Genomic DNA, 14,133 nt, shown 5'->3' on the forward strand with positions numbered 1-14,133 from the left:
CCTATTTTGTCTAACTGTCGGCTTACAGAGTCCGTTGAATTTCAATGGTCTCGTAAACTTCGATCTGGTCGCCTTCGCGCACGTCGTTGTAGTTCTTGACCGCGATACCACACTCGTAACCGTTGCGGACCTCGTTGACGTCATCCTTGAAGCGACGCAGGGATTCCAGCTCGCCTTCATAGATAACCACGTTGTCACGCAGAACGCGAATACGGTTGGAACGCTTGACCACACCTTCGGTGACCATACAGCCGGCAACGGCGCCGAACTTCGGTGACTTGAAGACGCTACGGACTTCAGCCAGACCGATGATCTCCTGACGATACTCAGGGGCCAGCTTGCCGCTCATGGCCTGCTTCACTTCGTCGATCAAATCATAGATGACGGAGTAGTAACGCAGATCCAGGCTCTCGGACTCGATGACCTTGCGCGCAGAAGCATCGGCACGGACGTTGAAGCCCACCAGGATGGCACTGGAAGCCGCTGCCAGGGTCGCGTCGGTTTCGGTGATACCACCGACCCCTGAACCCACGATCTTGACCTTGACTTCGTCGGTAGAGAGCTGAACCAGCGCATCGCAGATAGCTTGCACCGAACCCTGTACGTCGGCCTTGATCACCACGTTCACTTCGGACACTTCGCCCTCGGTCATGTTGGCGAACATGTTTTCCAGCTTGGCCTTCTGCTGGCGAGCCAGCTTGACGTCGCGGAACTTGCCCTGACGATAGAGTGCCACTTCACGGGCCTTCTTCTCGTCACGTACGACGGTGGCTTCATCACCGGCAGACGGCACCCCGGACAGACCCAGGATTTCCACCGGCAGGGACGGGCCCGCCTCCTTGATCTCGCGACCCAGTTCGTCACGCATGGCACGGATACGACCGTATTCCAGACCGCAGAGCACGATGTCGCCCTGGCGCAGGGTACCTTCTTGTACCAGCACGGTGGCAACAGGACCACGACCCTTGTCCAGGAAGGATTCGATCACGACGCCGCTGGCCATGCCATCGACAACCGCTTTCAATTCCAGTACTTCGGACTGGATCAGGATGGCTTCCAGCAGGTCGTCGATGCCTTCGCCGGATTTGGCGGAGACGTGAACGAACTGGCTGTCGCCACCCCAGTCTTCGGACATGACGTTGTAACGGGCCAGCTCGGTCTTGACGCGATCCGGATCCGCTTCGGGCTTGTCGATCTTGTTGACCGCAACCACGATGGGCACTTCTGCCGCCTTGGCGTGCTGGATGGCTTCGATGGTCTGCGGCATGACGCCGTCATCGGCAGCAACAACCAGAACGACGATATCGGTCGACTTGGCACCACGAGCACGCATGGAGGTAAACGCAGCGTGACCCGGGGTATCCAGGAAGGTGATCATGCCACTGTCGGTCTCGACGTGGTAGGCACCGATGTGCTGGGTAATACCACCGGCTTCGCCAGCGGCAACCTTGGCTTTACGGATGTAATCCAGCAGCGAGGTCTTGCCGTGGTCGACGTGACCCATGATGGTCACGACAGGCGCGCGCGGCTTGGCTTCGGAGGTCTCGTCACGATCGGACAGTACCGCCTCTTCCAGCTCGTTCTCACGACGCAGCAATACCTTGTGACCCATCTCCTCGGCGACCAGCTGAGCGGTCTCCTGATCGATCACCTGGTTGATGGTCGCCATGGCGCCCATCTTCATCATCGCCTTGATGACTTCGACACCCTTGACGGCCATCTTGTTGGCCAGCTCGGCCACTGTGATGGTCTCGCCGATGACGACGTCACGGTTCACCACGGCGGCCGGCTTGTTGAAGCCGTGCTTCATGGCGTTGGGCATGGCGACCTTGCCGCGCTTGCCTTTGCGAGCACGGGGGTTGCGGGAGTCACGGTCGTCTTCGCGGCGAGTGGCCTTTTTCGGGGCCTTGACAGCTGCAGCTGCAGTGCGACGACTGGTCTCTTCCTTCCGGTCCAACTCGTCTTCTGCGGCTTGCGCATGCTTGTTGGTGGTCAGATGGTAATCACTGCTCTCTTTGGCGCGAGCAGCTTCTTCTTCAGCCCAGCGAGGGCCGTTCTGTTCCGCCATGACGCGAGCCTCTTCGGCTTTCTTCGCGGCGAGTTCTTCTGCTTTTTGCAAAGCGGTTTGTTCCTGTTGGCGCTTCAGTTCTTCTGCTTCGCGCTTGGCCATCTTTTCTGCCTCTTGCTGAGCTGTGCTAGCGGCTACTTTGGCGGGCTGTGGAGCCTGTCGAGCCTTTGATTGTGCCTCGATCCGCGCCTTTTCCTCAGCTTCACGACGAGCCTGCTCAGCCTCACGGCGAGCCTTCTCTTCAGCATCGAGACGGGCCTTGTTTTCGGCCTCGTGACGAGCTTTTTCTTCTGCTTCCAAACGCGCTTTTTCCTCGGCTTCCGCCTGACGCTGTTCATCTTCCAGCGCCGAGCGTTTTACATAGGTGCGAGTCTTGCGCACTTCAACCTGCACTTCCTTGTTCTTGCCGCCAGTCCCTTGAACACTCAAGGTGCTCTTGGTCTTGCGCTGCAAAGTCATGCGGGCTGGTGCGGTGATCTCGTCACCTCCATGCTGTTTTTTCAAGTGAGCCAGCAGAGTCTGTTTCTCAGACTCGCTGACGAGGTCGTCGGCCTTGCTCTTGCTGATACCGGCATCGACAAACTGCTGGAGAAGACGATCAACCGGCGTGTCGATGTCAGTGGCAAGTTGTTTGACTGATACTTCTGCCATTCATTTTCCTCCGTTTGATCTTATTCAGACTGCTCTTCTCCGAACCAACAGATATTGCGAGCAGCCATAATCAGCTCACCGGCTTTCTCAGCGGTCAGCTCTTCAATGTCGGCAAGGTCGTCGATACCTTGCTCTGCCAAATCTTCCAGGGTGCCGACGCCGCGAGCGGCCAGGGCATACGCCATTTCACGGCCAAGGCCGTTGAGATTGAGCAGTTCTTCGGAAGGCTCTACGCCGTCGAAGGATTCTTCTTTGGCCAGGGCCTTGGTGGTCAGGACATCCTTGGCACGCTTGCGCAGCTCTTCCACCATGTCTTCGTCCAGACCGTCGATGGCCAGCAGCTCATTGACGGGTACGAAGGCGATCTCTTCCAGGGTGGAGAAACCTTCTTCCATCAGCAGACCGGCGAAATCGTCGTCGATGTCCAGGGCGCTGGTGAACAGGGTCAGGATGCGATCGTTCTCGGCCTGGTGCTTGGCACGCATGTCCTCGACGGTCATGACGTTCAGCTCCCAGCCGGTCAGCTGGGAGGCCAGACGCACGTTCTGACCGTTGCGACCGATGGCCTGGGCCAGGTTGGCGGCTTCCACGGCGATGTCCATGGTGTGGTTGTCTTCATCAACGATGATGGAGGCCACATCGGCAGGCGCCATGGCATTGATCACGTATTGGGCCGGGTTGTCATCGTACAGCACGATGTCGGCACGCTCACCACTCAGCTCGGCGGAGACGGCCTGAACGCGGGCACCGCGCATGCCGATACAGGCACCGATCGGGTCGATACGACGATCGTTGGTCTTGACCGCGATCTTGGCGCGGGAACCCGGATCACGGGCGGCGCCCATGATTTCGATCATCTCTTCGCCGATTTCCGGCACTTCGATGCGGAACAGCTCTTTCAGGAAGTCCGGGCTGGAGCGGCTGACGAACAGCTGGGAACCACGGGCTTCCGGGCGGACGGCATAGAGCAGGCCACGGATGCGGTCACCGGGACGGAAGGTCTCACGGGGCAGCATGTCGTCGCGGAAGATCACGGCCTCGGCATTGCTGCCCAGATCCAGGATCACGTTGTCGCGGTTGCTCTTCTTGACCACGCCGCTGATGATGGTGCCTTCCTTGTCCTTGAACTGGTCAACGACTTGGGAACGCTCGGCCTCGCGCACTTTCTGCACGATGACCTGCTTGGCGGTCTGGGTGGTGATGCGGTCGAAGGTCACAGAGTCAATCTGGTCTTCAACATAGTCGCCGATCTGGATATCCGGCTGCTCGATCTGAGCGGCTTCGAGGGTGATTTCCCCGTACGGGTTCTCCATGGAAGCCTGATCGGCCACCACGACCCAACGGCGATAGGTGTCGTAGTCACCGGTCTTGCGATCGATCTCGACCCGAACTTCAATCTCGCCTTCGTATTTTTTCTTGGTCGCAGTCGCCAGCGCAGTCTCCAGAGCCTGGAAAATCTTCTCGCGGGGGACAGCCTTCTCGTTGGACACTGCGTCAACGACCAGCAAAATCTCTTTATTCATATCCGATAGCCTCGTTAACCAAAGTTCGGCACTATGTTCGCTTTTTGGATATTGGTGAAAGCCAACACCTCGTCCTTACCATCTACTGTCAGGGTGACCATGTCCCCCTGCACAGCTTTGATTACGCCTTTGAACTTGCGGCGGTTGTTTGTTGCCATCCGAAGCGAAACCGCCGCCTCTTGGCCAACGTATTTTTCGAACTGGGCAACCTTGAACAGCGGACGATCCAGGCCCGGGGAGGAAACCTCGAGGTAATACTCCTCGGTGATGGGATCTTCAACGTCCATGATGGCGCCAACCTGGCGGCTCACCTCGGCACAGTCTTCCACCGTCACGCCTTGCTCTGAGTCGATGAAGACGCGCAAGGTCGAGTGCTTACCCGCACGGATAAACTCGACACCCCAAAGTTCAAAACCCAAGGCAACGACCGGAGCCTCGAGCAGATCGGTCAAACGTTGTTCCAACGTAGCCAAAGTCACCCTCCGAAAAACAAAAAAAGGGCATATAGCCCAGATAGAGATCGATTCAGAGTAAATCGCACATAACAAAAAGCCCCGATGTCAAATCGGGGCTTGGCGCTTTACCCTGATTGTCGCCTCGCAGCGACCGCCTTCCTGAGCGTAGGAAATGCGTGAAATTTGGTTGCGGGGGCCGGATTTGAACCGACGACCTTCGGGTTATGAGCCCGACGAGCTACCATGCTGCTCCACCCCGCGTCCGAAATCGTGCGAGATTATAGCCAGTTCGCTCTCTTCATACAAGACCGACTGACTATAATACACCCGGTTACCCGGGCTCACTGCTTAATTGGTGCCGTGGGCGGGACTCGAACCCGCACACCCTAGAGCACTACCCCCTCAAGATAGCGTGTCTACCAATTCCACCACCACGGCAAAAACTCTTTACTCGGGAACGTCAGTGTCTTTCTTCACTGGCGCTTTGGTCTGCTCAACTTGCTGAGTCTGTTGCAGATTTTCCCATTCGCTACCCTGTTTTACCTTGTTGCTTGACATGGATCCAAGCACCAGGCTGATCAAAAAGAACAGAGTGGCCAAAATTGCAGTTGTGCGGGTCAGGAAACTGCCTGAACCACCGGAGCCGAATACAGTATTCGATGCCCCTGCGCCGAAGGAGGCGCCCATATCAGCCCCTTTACCTTGCTGAATCATCACCAGACCGATCAGAGCCAGTGACACCAGCAGATAAACGACTAAAAGAATCTCGTACATTTAACTTGCACCCTTTGCCGCTTCAACAATTCCTAAAAACGCATCGCTATCGAGGCTTGCTCCACCTATCAGTCCGCCATCAATGTCGGGCTGGGCAAACAAATCTCTCGCGTTGGTCGGCGTCACGCTCCCACCATAGATGATTCTGACTTTCTCACCTATTACCGGAGTATCCTCCGCCAAGCGACCACGAATAAAGGAATGAACCTCTTGTGCCTGCTCGGGTGTGGCGCATTTACCTGTACCTACAGCCCAAATCGGCTCGTAGGCGATGATAGCATTATCGAAAGCCATCGCGCCATTTTTCTCTATGACAATATCCAGCTCTTCGGCGATCACCTCGAAGGTTCTTCTCGCCTGCCTCGCAGCACCTGACTCCCCCAGACAAAGGATGGGAATCAAACCTGCCGCTCTGACTGCCGCAAACTTCTCTGCGACGATAAAGCTGGTCTCACCAAAGAGACGCCTGCGCTCGGAGTGCCCAACCAGTACGTATCGGCACCCAGCCTCGACCAGCATCTCACACGAGACTTCACCCGTATAAGCGCCTTGTCGGTGCTGGCTCACATTCTGAGCCCCCAACCTTATCGCCTTCTGCTCATCGAGCAGTCGTGCGGTAAAGTCGAGATGCACATGGGAAGGACAGAGAACAACATCTACATCATCACCAACACCCTTCAGGCATTGACTCGTAAACTGCTCTAACTGCGACCTACTACCGTGTAACTTCCAGTTGGCTGCTACAAACGGCTTGCGATGTCCCATCGGCAACTCCCTTGCGAAAGCGGGGCTGATAATATCCAGAGGATGATCAGCTGACAAGTGCTATTTTCAAATTTTCGAATCGTTTGAACAAGATACAACCATGGCGGTTAAAAAACCTCCATGGTTGCTCATTAAAACGCCGATTCGACCTGTTGGGCGATGCGTTGTGCCATGTCACGCACCTGTTGCTCATGCTCCCCTTCCACCATCACCCGGATCAGGGGCTCGGTGCCGGATTTGCGCAGCAGGACACGGCCACGGCCACCCAGTTCCTGTTCCACCTTGGCCACTTCCTGCTGTACGGCTTCGGCCGCCAGCGGATCCTTGCCCTCGGCAAAACGTACGTTCACCAGTACCTGGGGGAACTTGCTCATACCGGAGCGCAGCTTGGCCAGCGGCATCTCCGCAGAGCACACCGCCGTCAGCACCTGCAGGGCGGCGACTATGCCATCCCCTGTGGTGGTCTGATCCAGGCAGATGATGTGACCCGAGTTCTCGCCACCGATGCGCCAGCCCTTCTCGTTCATCATCTCGAGCACATAGCGGTCACCCACCTTGGCACGGGCAAACGGAATACCGAGCGTCTGCAATGCCAGCTCCAGGCCCATGTTGGCCATCAGGGTACCGACTACGCCGCCCTTGAGGCGACCGTTGCGCAGGGCATCGCGGGCGATGATGTAGAGGATCTCGTCCCCGTCGATGATGTAGCCAGTGCTGTCTACCATCACCAGGCGATCGCCGTCACCGTCGAAGGCGACACCGAGATCGGCCTTGCACTCCAGCACCTTGGCGGCCAGCGCCTCAGGTGCGGTAGAGCCCACCCCATCGTTGATGTTGAGGCCATCCGGGCTGCAACCGATGGCAATCACCTCGGCGCCCAGCTCGCGGAACACTGAGGGTGCTATGTGATAAGTCGCGCCATGGCCGCAATCCACCACCATCTTCACCCCTTCCAGGCTCAGATGGGTGGGGAAGGTGCTCTTGCAGAACTCGATGTAACGGCCGGCGGCATCGTCGATGCGCTGCGCCTTGCCAAGTTCGGCGGACTCCACGCACTTGAGCTCGTGATCCAGTTCGGCTTCGATGGCCAGCTCCACCTCATCGGGCAGCTTGGTGCCGTCGGCGGAGAAGAACTTGATGCCGTTGTCGTAATAGGGGTTGTGGGAGGCGCTGATGACGATGCCAGCCTCGGCACGGAAGGTGCGAGTCAGGTAGGCCACCGCCGGCGTCGGCATGGGGCCCATCAAGATGGCCTTGAGGCCCGCAGCGGAGAGGCCCGCTTCCAGCGCCGATTCCAGCATGTAGCCGGAGATCCGGGTGTCCTTGCCGATCAGCACCTTCTTGGTGCCCTTCTTGGAGAGCACCTTGCCGGCGGCCCAGCCCAGCTTCATCACGAAATCCGGGGTGATCGGGTATTCACCCACCTTGCCGCGCACACCGTCTGTGCCGAAGTACTTTCTGGTCATTGTCTGTTCTCGTTATTTTATCTGGATACGAAATCTTGTCCCGTCATGGTCATCCAGCCTACGCGCAGCGCGTCCATGGTGGCTCGCACGTCGTGCACCCGAATGATCCTGGCGCCATGTTGCAACCCGATCAGGGCGCAGGCCAGGCTGCCGGCCAGCCGCTCATCAACGGGGCGGCCAAGCAGATTGCCTATCATAGACTTTCGCGACATCCCCACCAAGAGCGGCAGACCGTAATCCAGCAACTTCTGCTGCTCGGCCAGCAACTGATAGTTGTGTGCCACCGTCTTGCCAAAGCCATAACCCGGATCCAGCAGCAGGTGCTGGCGCGGGATCCCGGCATCCAGGCAAGCGGCTATCCGCTCGTCGAAGAAGGCCCTCACCTCCCCCAGTAAGTCGTCGTAATGGGGTTCGGCCTGCATGGTTCTTGGCTGTCCCTGCATGTGCATCAGGCACACGGGCACGTCAGCCTCTGCCGCGGCAGCCAGAGCACCGGGCTCGAGCAGGGCCCTCACGTCATTGATGAGGTGGGCGCCTGCCGAGCAGCCCGCCCTCATCACGGCAGCCTTGGAGGTATCGAGGGAGATCATTACATCGAGCTCCTGCACCATCCGCTCGACCACGGGGATGACCCTGTCCAGCTCCTCCTGCTCGCTCACATCGGGGGCGCCGGGGCGGGTCGACTCGCCGCCGATGTCGATGAGGGTGGCCCCCTCCTCCATCATCTGGCGGGCATGGGACAGGGCCAGTTCAAGCGGCTTGAAGCGGCCGCCATCGGAGAAGGAGTCCGGCGTCACGTTGAGGATCCCCATGACGTGGGGACGATCCAGGGAGAGGCTGCGCCCCTTGCTGATTAGTTGCATCTTTACATCTACCTGTCACAAGAAAATCTGGGTATCGCATAAAGAAAAACCCCGGGCAAGCCCGGGGTCTGGATCATGAAAGCTTATTTGGCCGGCACATCGTTCGCCTTGTCGATGTCATTGCGCGGTGCGCTGTTGTCATCGGCCTGCGCCTTGACCTCGGGCTCGCTGCTCACGCTGGCGCCGCCTTGCGGGGTGTCACCGTGCTCATCGTGCCAGTTGCTGGGAGCACGGACCTCACGACGGGCCATCAGATCGTCGATCTGCTTGGCATCTATGGTCTCGTACTTCATCAAGGCATCCTTCATGGTGTGCAGCACATCCATGTTGTCCTGCAGGATCTGCTTGGCACGAGCATAGTTGCGATCGATGACCTGCTTGACCTCGGCATCGATGACGCGCGCGGTGTCGTCGGACATGTGCTTGGCCTTGGCCATGCTGCGACCAAGGAATACTTCACCGTCTTCTTCGGCATAGAGCATGGGGCCCAGACGCTCGGACATACCCCACTGGGTCACCATCTTGCGGGCGATGTCGGTGGCACGCTCGATGTCGTTGGAAGCACCGGTCGATACCTTCTCGGCACCGTAGATCAGCTCTTCCGCCAGACGACCACCGTACAGGCTGGAGATCATGGACTCCAGATGCTGCTTGGAGTGGCTCCAGCGATCCTGCTCCGGCAGGTACATGGTCACCCCAAGGGCACGGCCACGGGGAATGATGGAGACCTTGTAGACGGGATCATGATCCGGCACGACACGGCCGATGATGGCATGACCGGCTTCATGATAAGCAGTCATCTCCTTCTCGGAGTCTCTCATCACCATGGAGCGACGCTCCGCACCCATCATGATCTTGTCCTTGGCCTTCTCGAACTCCAGCATGGAGACCACACGACGGCTCTCACGGGCGGAGAACAGGGCGGCTTCGTTGACCAGGTTGGCGAGATCGGCGCCGGAGAAGCCCGGGGTACCACGAGCAATCACAGCGGCATTGACGTCATCCGCCAACGGAACCTTGCGCATGTGTACTTTCAGGATCTGCTCACGACCGCGGACATCCGGCAGACCGACCACGACCTGACGGTCGAAACGACCCGGACGTAGCAGAGCTGGATCCAGCACGTCTGGACGGTTGGTCGCGGCGATGACGATGACGCCTTCATTGCCTTCGAAACCATCCATCTCGACCAGCATCTGGTTCAGGGTCTGCTCACGCTCATCGTGGCCACCACCCAGACCGGCGCCACGCTGGCGACCGACCGCATCGATTTCATCGATGAAGATGATGCAGGGGGAAGACTTCTTGGCCTGCTCGAACATGTCGCGCACCCGGGAGGCACCGACACCCACGAACATCTCGACGAAGTCGGAACCCGAGATGGTGAAGAAGGGCACCTTGGCCTCACCCGCGATGGCCTTAGCCAGCAGGGTCTTACCTGTACCGGGCGGGCCGACCAGCAGCACGCCGGTGGGGATCTTGCCGCCCAGTTTCTGGAACTTGGTCGGATCACGCAGATAGTCGACCAGCTCTTTGACCTCTTCCTTTGCCTCGTCACAACCCGCCACGTCGACGAAGGTGGTCTTGATCTGATCTTCACTCATCAGGCGAGCCTTGCTCTTGCCGAACGACATGGCACCCTTGCCACCGCCGCCCTGCATCTGACGCATGAAGAAGACCCAGACACCGATCAGCAACAGCATCGGGAACCAGGAGATGAAGATGGACGTGATCAGAGACGGCTCTTCCGGCTTCTCACCCATCACCTTCACGTTGTGGTTGAGCATGTCGTTGAGCAGTTGGGGATCCGGCGCAGGGATGATGGTAGTGAAACGTTCACCGGTGCGCTTGACGCCATTAATGACCTTGCCATCCATCCGCACTTCACGGATCTGCTCTTGGGTCACTTCTTTCACGAAGCTGGAATAGTCCAGCTGGCGACTGGTGGTATCGCTGGGGCTGAAGCTATTGAATACCGACATCAGCACGACGGCGATGACCAGCCACAGGATTAGGTTTTTCGCCATGTCACTCAAATCAATGACCTCGCAGACTGACAGTTAACGATGAGGGTTAGGGTACTACAGTTTAAAACCGGTAGCCACAATGTAGACTTCTCGTGAACGGGCACGGGAGGAGTCTGGTTTACGAATCTTGACGACAGAGAAAAGTCTACGAATTTCATTGAGATAGGCATCAAACCCCTCCCCCTGGAATACCTTGACCACGAAACTGCCATTACTGCGCAGGACCTGATTGCACATGTCCAGCGCCAGCTCGATCAGATACATGGAGCGAGCCTGATCCACCTGCTGGGTCCCGCTCATGTTGGGCGCCATGTCAGACATGACCACATCAACCTTGTCCGGGCCCACTCGTGCCAGCAAGGCGGCAAGCACAGTTTCCTCCCGAAAGTCCCCTTGCAGGAAATCGACACCGGCAATGGAATCCATCGGCAGAATATCGCAAGCAATCACTCGCCCCTTGTCACCCACCTGATCGATGGCAAACTGGGACCAGCCACCGGGGGCCGCCCCCAGATCCACCACCGTCATGCCCGGCTTGAGCAGTTTGTCCTTGCCCTGGATCTCATCGATCTTGAACACGGCACGGGAACGCAGTCCCAACTTCTGGGCTTTTTTGACGTAATGATCGTCAAAATGTTCTTTTAACCAGCGGGTTGAACTGGGGGAATGTTTTTTCTGGGTCATGATTGTCGACTTTAAAAAACCACAAGGGTTATTAGTATTAAGGGCTAAGTGGGGGTAGAATACGCCCCTTTCAACCCTGACTTATGAAGAAATTGCCATGATTCTCAACAATAAACAGAAACAGTACCTCAAGGGCCTAGCCCACAGCCTCAAGCCGGTCGTCCTGCTGGGACAACACGGCCTGACCGAAGGGGTGCTGGCCGAGATCGATCTGGCGCTGAACCACCACGAGCTGATCAAGGTTAAGGTGTCGTCTGAAGATCGTGAGATGAAACAGCTGGTGATGGAAGCCATCGTCCGTGAGACAGGCGCCATCAAGGTACAGAGCATGGGCCATGTACTGACCATCTATCGTCAGGCCACAGAACCCAAGATCCAGTTGCCCCGCAAGTAACAGGAAAGAGCGTTCGCTCTTTCCTTCATTTCTCTTCTTCCCAAGTCGCTTGCCAAAATAGTCGTCAGGCCCTTAACCTGCGATGAATACTTGCGGACACCCACTATGGACAAGCATCAGATTCTCACCGACGAGGAGCTGGCTATGCTGCAGGACTTGGGAAACGCAGAGGACATGGCCGCCGGCCAGTTCCTGCGAGGCAACCTGAGTCTTCCCCTACAGAGCCTGTTGCAACGGGCCAGCCCCTTGACGATCGAGGCCCGTATCGCCGGCCATCAACTGCGTTTTCCGCTGCATTGTACCCTGGCGGCGGAAGGCCACACCGAGCTGCGTATCGCCGCCCCCACCATCACAGAGCTGGGCTCCCCTCACCTGCGCGCCTGGCGACTCGATGAGAAAGCCGTCCTGCACACCAGCGATGCCGAGTATGAGGTGCACAGCCTCTCCCTCGGCGGTCTCATCGTGGCCGGTTTGCCACCGACTCTGACCAAGGGCGATCGGCTGCACGGCACCCTCGGCATCGAGGGATTGCCTCCCCTGGCACTGAGCGGCACCCTCATAAGGCATGTCCAGTCCCACCAGAAGCACCATGACTGGGCCTTGCAATTCCAGTTGGACAAGGGAGATCAGGAGCAACTGCGGGACTGGCTCTTCCAACGTCATCAGGACGCCTTCGTCCAGACCTATCAGGGGGACTAAATGCAACAGGGGAGCCGGGCTCCCCTGTCTCTTCACCGCCCCTCATCGTCAGAGGTAGGCGACTTCCAGAATTTCGTACTCAACATCGCCAGCCGGTGTCTTGACGATGGCCACGTCGTCCACTTCCTTGCCGATCAGGGCACGGGCAATGGGCGAGTTCACGGAGATCATGTTCTGTTTGATGTCCGCCTCGTCGTCACCCACGATGCGGTAGACCACTTCCTCTTCCGTTTCGCTTTTCAGCAGAGTCACGGTCGCACCGAAGATGACGCGGCCATTGTTGGCAATCTTGGTGATATCGATCACCTGGGCATTGGAGAGCTTGCTCTCAATTTCCTGAATGCGGCCTTCACAGAAACCTTGCTGCTCGCGAGCGGCATGGTATTCGGCGTTTTCTTTCAGATCACCATGTTCACGGGCATCAGCAATCGCTTCGATAATCTGGGGACGCAGCTCGCTCTTCAGATAGTCGAGCTCTTGACGCAGCTTTTCAGCGCCGCGAACAGTCATCGGAGTATGATTCATAGTCGAAACCTGGGTTGCTTGAAAAAGAGAAGCTGCGGCAATCAAAGAGAGCCGCAGCTATCGGTTCGGATGAGGCATCTTAATATGAAGCCGCCACAAAATCCATGTCAGCCCCTGCGAGCGGGATCGCGCTTTGAATGACCAGAGGCCTGCCGGGAGGCTGAAGAAAATCGAGAGGATGAGGCGAGCGGAGGCAGCCACGGCGACCTTGACCCTGGCTGCAATATTTTCGTTTTGGTTGTCTGATCAGGCTCACCACCGCATCGAGCCTCGCCTTGCCTAGGTGAAATCCTGCTTGCAGACACGTTTCCATGCCTTGCTGGCGATCATAGGCCGGAGGGGATCAAAAGGCAGACCAACATCAAGCCAGCGTGCAAAACCACCTCAGTACCTGGTGTCGTAATAGCTGTAAATGCTCTTTTCCCAAGAGGTATCTGCCATGTTGGGCCAGTGGTCGCTATCAAAACCCGGGGCATTCTTCATGCGTTCCTCTGTGGTATCCATGATGAAGCGCTTGTTTTCAGTATCGACCTTCAGGGCACTCCAGGGTACGGCAAACAGCTTCTCGCCGAGACTGAGGAAACCGCCGAAGGAGAGCACCGCATAGCACACCTTGCCGTTTTCGATATCCAGCATGAGCTCCTTGATGCTGCCCAGCTTTTCACCTCTCGGGTCGTACACATCGTCGCCACTGAGCGTGCTGGCGCTGAGTACTCTTGACCCAAGACGGCTGGATGGAATGATATTGTTCATTTGATACTCCTGACATTGTTGGAAGAAAGAGTGAGGGGAAAGAGCGTTGGCAGAACGCTCACCAACGCGGTGACGTTTTATTTCCCCTTTCTGGCGTCCCTGCGCTCTTCTTTTCTATCGTCGGGGGCCGCCTGGTGTTTGCCGGCGGACACTGGAATCGCCCCCTTTGATTCCTTATCGTCCTTACCCTTGCCTTTGGTCTCTTCAGTACGACCCTTGAGTTGGTCCTTGTTCATGATGAACTCCTGATAGTCAGTTGGATGAGGGGTGCGAGAAGCAACAAGGGATCCCGCACCAACCATCGTGAGAATAAGCCGCACACAACAGGGGGTCTGTACGTTGACCCACATAGAGCACGGGCCCGGCACCTGACCAATGGCTCGCTGATGCTGCGTTAAATCAGAGCACCACTTGCTCGACCCCCTCCCCCGGCTACCGCCGGCAAGGCCCCGAGGCGACACAACCCGCCGACAGGAGAGGCTGAGT

Annotated in this window: 14 protein-coding genes and 2 tRNA genes; 2 read left to right on the forward strand and 14 right to left on the reverse strand. The window is 57.6% G+C overall.

Going from position 1 to position 14,133, the window contains the following annotated elements; all coding sequences use genetic code 11:
- Nucleotides 1-22: 22 nt before the first annotated feature.
- The 11 genes from infB to rlmE form a co-directional block, all read right to left on the reverse strand.
- Entirely contained in the window at nucleotides 23-2,719 is a 2,697-nt protein-coding gene (gene infB, locus Aeroheme_RS15740) for a translation initiation factor IF-2 (RefSeq protein WP_106887613.1), read from the reverse strand.
- A gap of 20 nt (nucleotides 2,720-2,739) precedes the next feature.
- Nucleotides 2,740-4,242, reverse strand: coding sequence for a transcription termination factor NusA (gene nusA / locus Aeroheme_RS15745; RefSeq protein WP_106887614.1), 1,503 nt, complete (start codon nucleotides 4,240-4,242; stop codon nucleotides 2,740-2,742).
- A gap of 14 nt (nucleotides 4,243-4,256) precedes the next feature.
- Complete coding sequence (gene rimP, locus Aeroheme_RS15750) at nucleotides 4,257-4,715, reverse strand: ribosome maturation factor RimP (RefSeq protein WP_106887615.1); 459 nt, start codon at nucleotides 4,713-4,715, stop codon at nucleotides 4,257-4,259.
- A 166-nt stretch (nucleotides 4,716-4,881) separates the two neighbouring features.
- Nucleotides 4,882-4,958 (reverse strand) — tRNA-Met (locus tag Aeroheme_RS15755).
- Nucleotides 4,959-5,050: 92 nt separating this feature from the next.
- Nucleotides 5,051-5,135: transfer RNA gene (locus Aeroheme_RS15760), tRNA-Leu, on the reverse strand.
- Between the two features lie 9 nt (nucleotides 5,136-5,144).
- Nucleotides 5,145-5,471, reverse strand: a complete 327-nt coding sequence (gene secG, locus Aeroheme_RS15765; RefSeq protein WP_025326063.1) for a preprotein translocase subunit SecG — start codon at nucleotides 5,469-5,471, stop codon at nucleotides 5,145-5,147.
- The gene (gene tpiA, locus Aeroheme_RS15770; RefSeq protein ID WP_163154251.1) at nucleotides 5,472-6,236 is read right to left on the reverse strand and encodes a triose-phosphate isomerase; all 765 of its coding nucleotides are present in this window, start codon (nucleotides 6,234-6,236) and stop codon (nucleotides 5,472-5,474) included.
- A gap of 131 nt (nucleotides 6,237-6,367) precedes the next feature.
- A complete protein-coding gene (glmM, locus tag Aeroheme_RS15775) occupies nucleotides 6,368-7,702 on the reverse strand; it encodes a phosphoglucosamine mutase (RefSeq protein WP_106887617.1) in 1,335 nt (444 codons plus the stop codon).
- Between the two features lie 17 nt (nucleotides 7,703-7,719).
- Nucleotides 7,720-8,565, reverse strand: coding sequence for a dihydropteroate synthase (gene folP, locus Aeroheme_RS15780; RefSeq protein ID WP_411166171.1), 846 nt, complete (start codon nucleotides 8,563-8,565; stop codon nucleotides 7,720-7,722).
- Nucleotides 8,566-8,648: 83 nt separating this feature from the next.
- Nucleotides 8,649-10,601: an ATP-dependent zinc metalloprotease FtsH gene (ftsH, locus tag Aeroheme_RS15785; protein ID WP_111910384.1), complete on the reverse strand. Its 1,953-nt coding sequence runs from the start codon at nucleotides 10,599-10,601 to the stop codon at nucleotides 8,649-8,651.
- Between the two features lie 45 nt (nucleotides 10,602-10,646).
- Complete coding sequence (gene rlmE / locus Aeroheme_RS15790) at nucleotides 10,647-11,276, reverse strand: 23S rRNA (uridine(2552)-2'-O)-methyltransferase RlmE (protein WP_005326622.1); 630 nt, start codon at nucleotides 11,274-11,276, stop codon at nucleotides 10,647-10,649.
- Between the two features lie 97 nt (nucleotides 11,277-11,373).
- On the opposite strand from rlmE, the gene yhbY reads away from it, so the two are divergent.
- Together yhbY and Aeroheme_RS15800 are read left to right on the forward strand one after the other, a co-directional pair.
- Nucleotides 11,374-11,670: a ribosome assembly RNA-binding protein YhbY gene (gene yhbY / locus Aeroheme_RS15795; protein ID WP_025326057.1), complete on the forward strand. Its 297-nt coding sequence runs from the start codon at nucleotides 11,374-11,376 to the stop codon at nucleotides 11,668-11,670.
- 105 nt (nucleotides 11,671-11,775) lie between these two features.
- On the forward strand, nucleotides 11,776-12,369 hold the full coding sequence (locus Aeroheme_RS15800) for a PilZ domain-containing protein (RefSeq protein WP_111910385.1): 594 nt from the start codon (nucleotides 11,776-11,778) through the stop codon (nucleotides 12,367-12,369).
- 48 nt (nucleotides 12,370-12,417) lie between these two features.
- On the opposite strand, the gene greA is transcribed toward Aeroheme_RS15800, so the two are convergent.
- The 3 genes from greA to Aeroheme_RS15815 all read right to left on the reverse strand — a co-directional run bounded on the left by greA (nucleotide 12,418) and on the right by Aeroheme_RS15815 (nucleotide 13,883).
- The gene (gene greA, locus Aeroheme_RS15805) at nucleotides 12,418-12,894 is read right to left on the reverse strand and encodes a transcription elongation factor GreA (RefSeq protein ID WP_041205192.1); all 477 of its coding nucleotides are present in this window, start codon (nucleotides 12,892-12,894) and stop codon (nucleotides 12,418-12,420) included.
- 384 nt (nucleotides 12,895-13,278) lie between these two features.
- Nucleotides 13,279-13,647: a PRC-barrel domain-containing protein gene (locus Aeroheme_RS15810; protein ID WP_106887621.1), complete on the reverse strand. Its 369-nt coding sequence runs from the start codon at nucleotides 13,645-13,647 to the stop codon at nucleotides 13,279-13,281.
- A gap of 77 nt (nucleotides 13,648-13,724) precedes the next feature.
- Nucleotides 13,725-13,883, reverse strand: coding sequence for a hypothetical protein (locus tag Aeroheme_RS15815; protein WP_163147005.1), 159 nt, complete (start codon nucleotides 13,881-13,883; stop codon nucleotides 13,725-13,727).
- Nucleotides 13,884-14,133: the final 250 nt, after the last annotated feature.

This window comes from Aeromonas sp. DSM 116730 (genome assembly GCF_046581335.1).
Classification (GTDB): domain Bacteria; phylum Pseudomonadota; class Gammaproteobacteria; order Enterobacterales; family Aeromonadaceae; genus Aeromonas; species Aeromonas rivipollensis.

Excerpts from the sequence above, each read along its gene's own strand:
- infB (WP_106887613.1), bottom strand. The coding sequence starts at position 2,719 with ATGGCAGAAGTATCAGTCAAACAACTTGCCACTGACATCGACACGCCG.
- nusA (WP_106887614.1), bottom strand. The coding sequence starts at position 4,242 with ATGAATAAAGAGATTTTGCTGGTCGTTGACGCAGTGTCCAACGAGAAG.
- secG (WP_025326063.1), bottom strand. The coding sequence starts at position 5,471 with ATGTACGAGATTCTTTTAGTCGTTTATCTGCTGGTGTCACTGGCTCTG.
- tpiA (WP_163154251.1), bottom strand. The coding sequence starts at position 6,236 with ATGGGACATCGCAAGCCGTTTGTAGCAGCCAACTGGAAGTTACACGGT.
- glmM (WP_106887617.1), bottom strand. The coding sequence starts at position 7,702 with ATGACCAGAAAGTACTTCGGCACAGACGGTGTGCGCGGCAAGGTGGGT.
- folP (WP_411166171.1), bottom strand. The coding sequence starts at position 8,565 with ATGCAACTAATCAGCAAGGGGCGCAGCCTCTCCCTGGATCGTCCCCAC.
- rlmE (WP_005326622.1), bottom strand. The coding sequence starts at position 11,276 with ATGACCCAGAAAAAACATTCCCCCAGTTCAACCCGCTGGTTAAAAGAA.
- yhbY (WP_025326057.1), top strand. The coding sequence starts at position 11,374 with ATGATTCTCAACAATAAACAGAAACAGTACCTCAAGGGCCTAGCCCAC.
- Aeroheme_RS15800 (WP_111910385.1), top strand. The coding sequence starts at position 11,776 with ATGGACAAGCATCAGATTCTCACCGACGAGGAGCTGGCTATGCTGCAG.
- greA (WP_041205192.1), bottom strand. The coding sequence starts at position 12,894 with ATGAATCATACTCCGATGACTGTTCGCGGCGCTGAAAAGCTGCGTCAA.
- Aeroheme_RS15810 (WP_106887621.1), bottom strand. The coding sequence starts at position 13,647 with ATGAACAATATCATTCCATCCAGCCGTCTTGGGTCAAGAGTACTCAGC.
- Aeroheme_RS15815 (WP_163147005.1), bottom strand. The coding sequence starts at position 13,883 with ATGAACAAGGACCAACTCAAGGGTCGTACTGAAGAGACCAAAGGCAAG.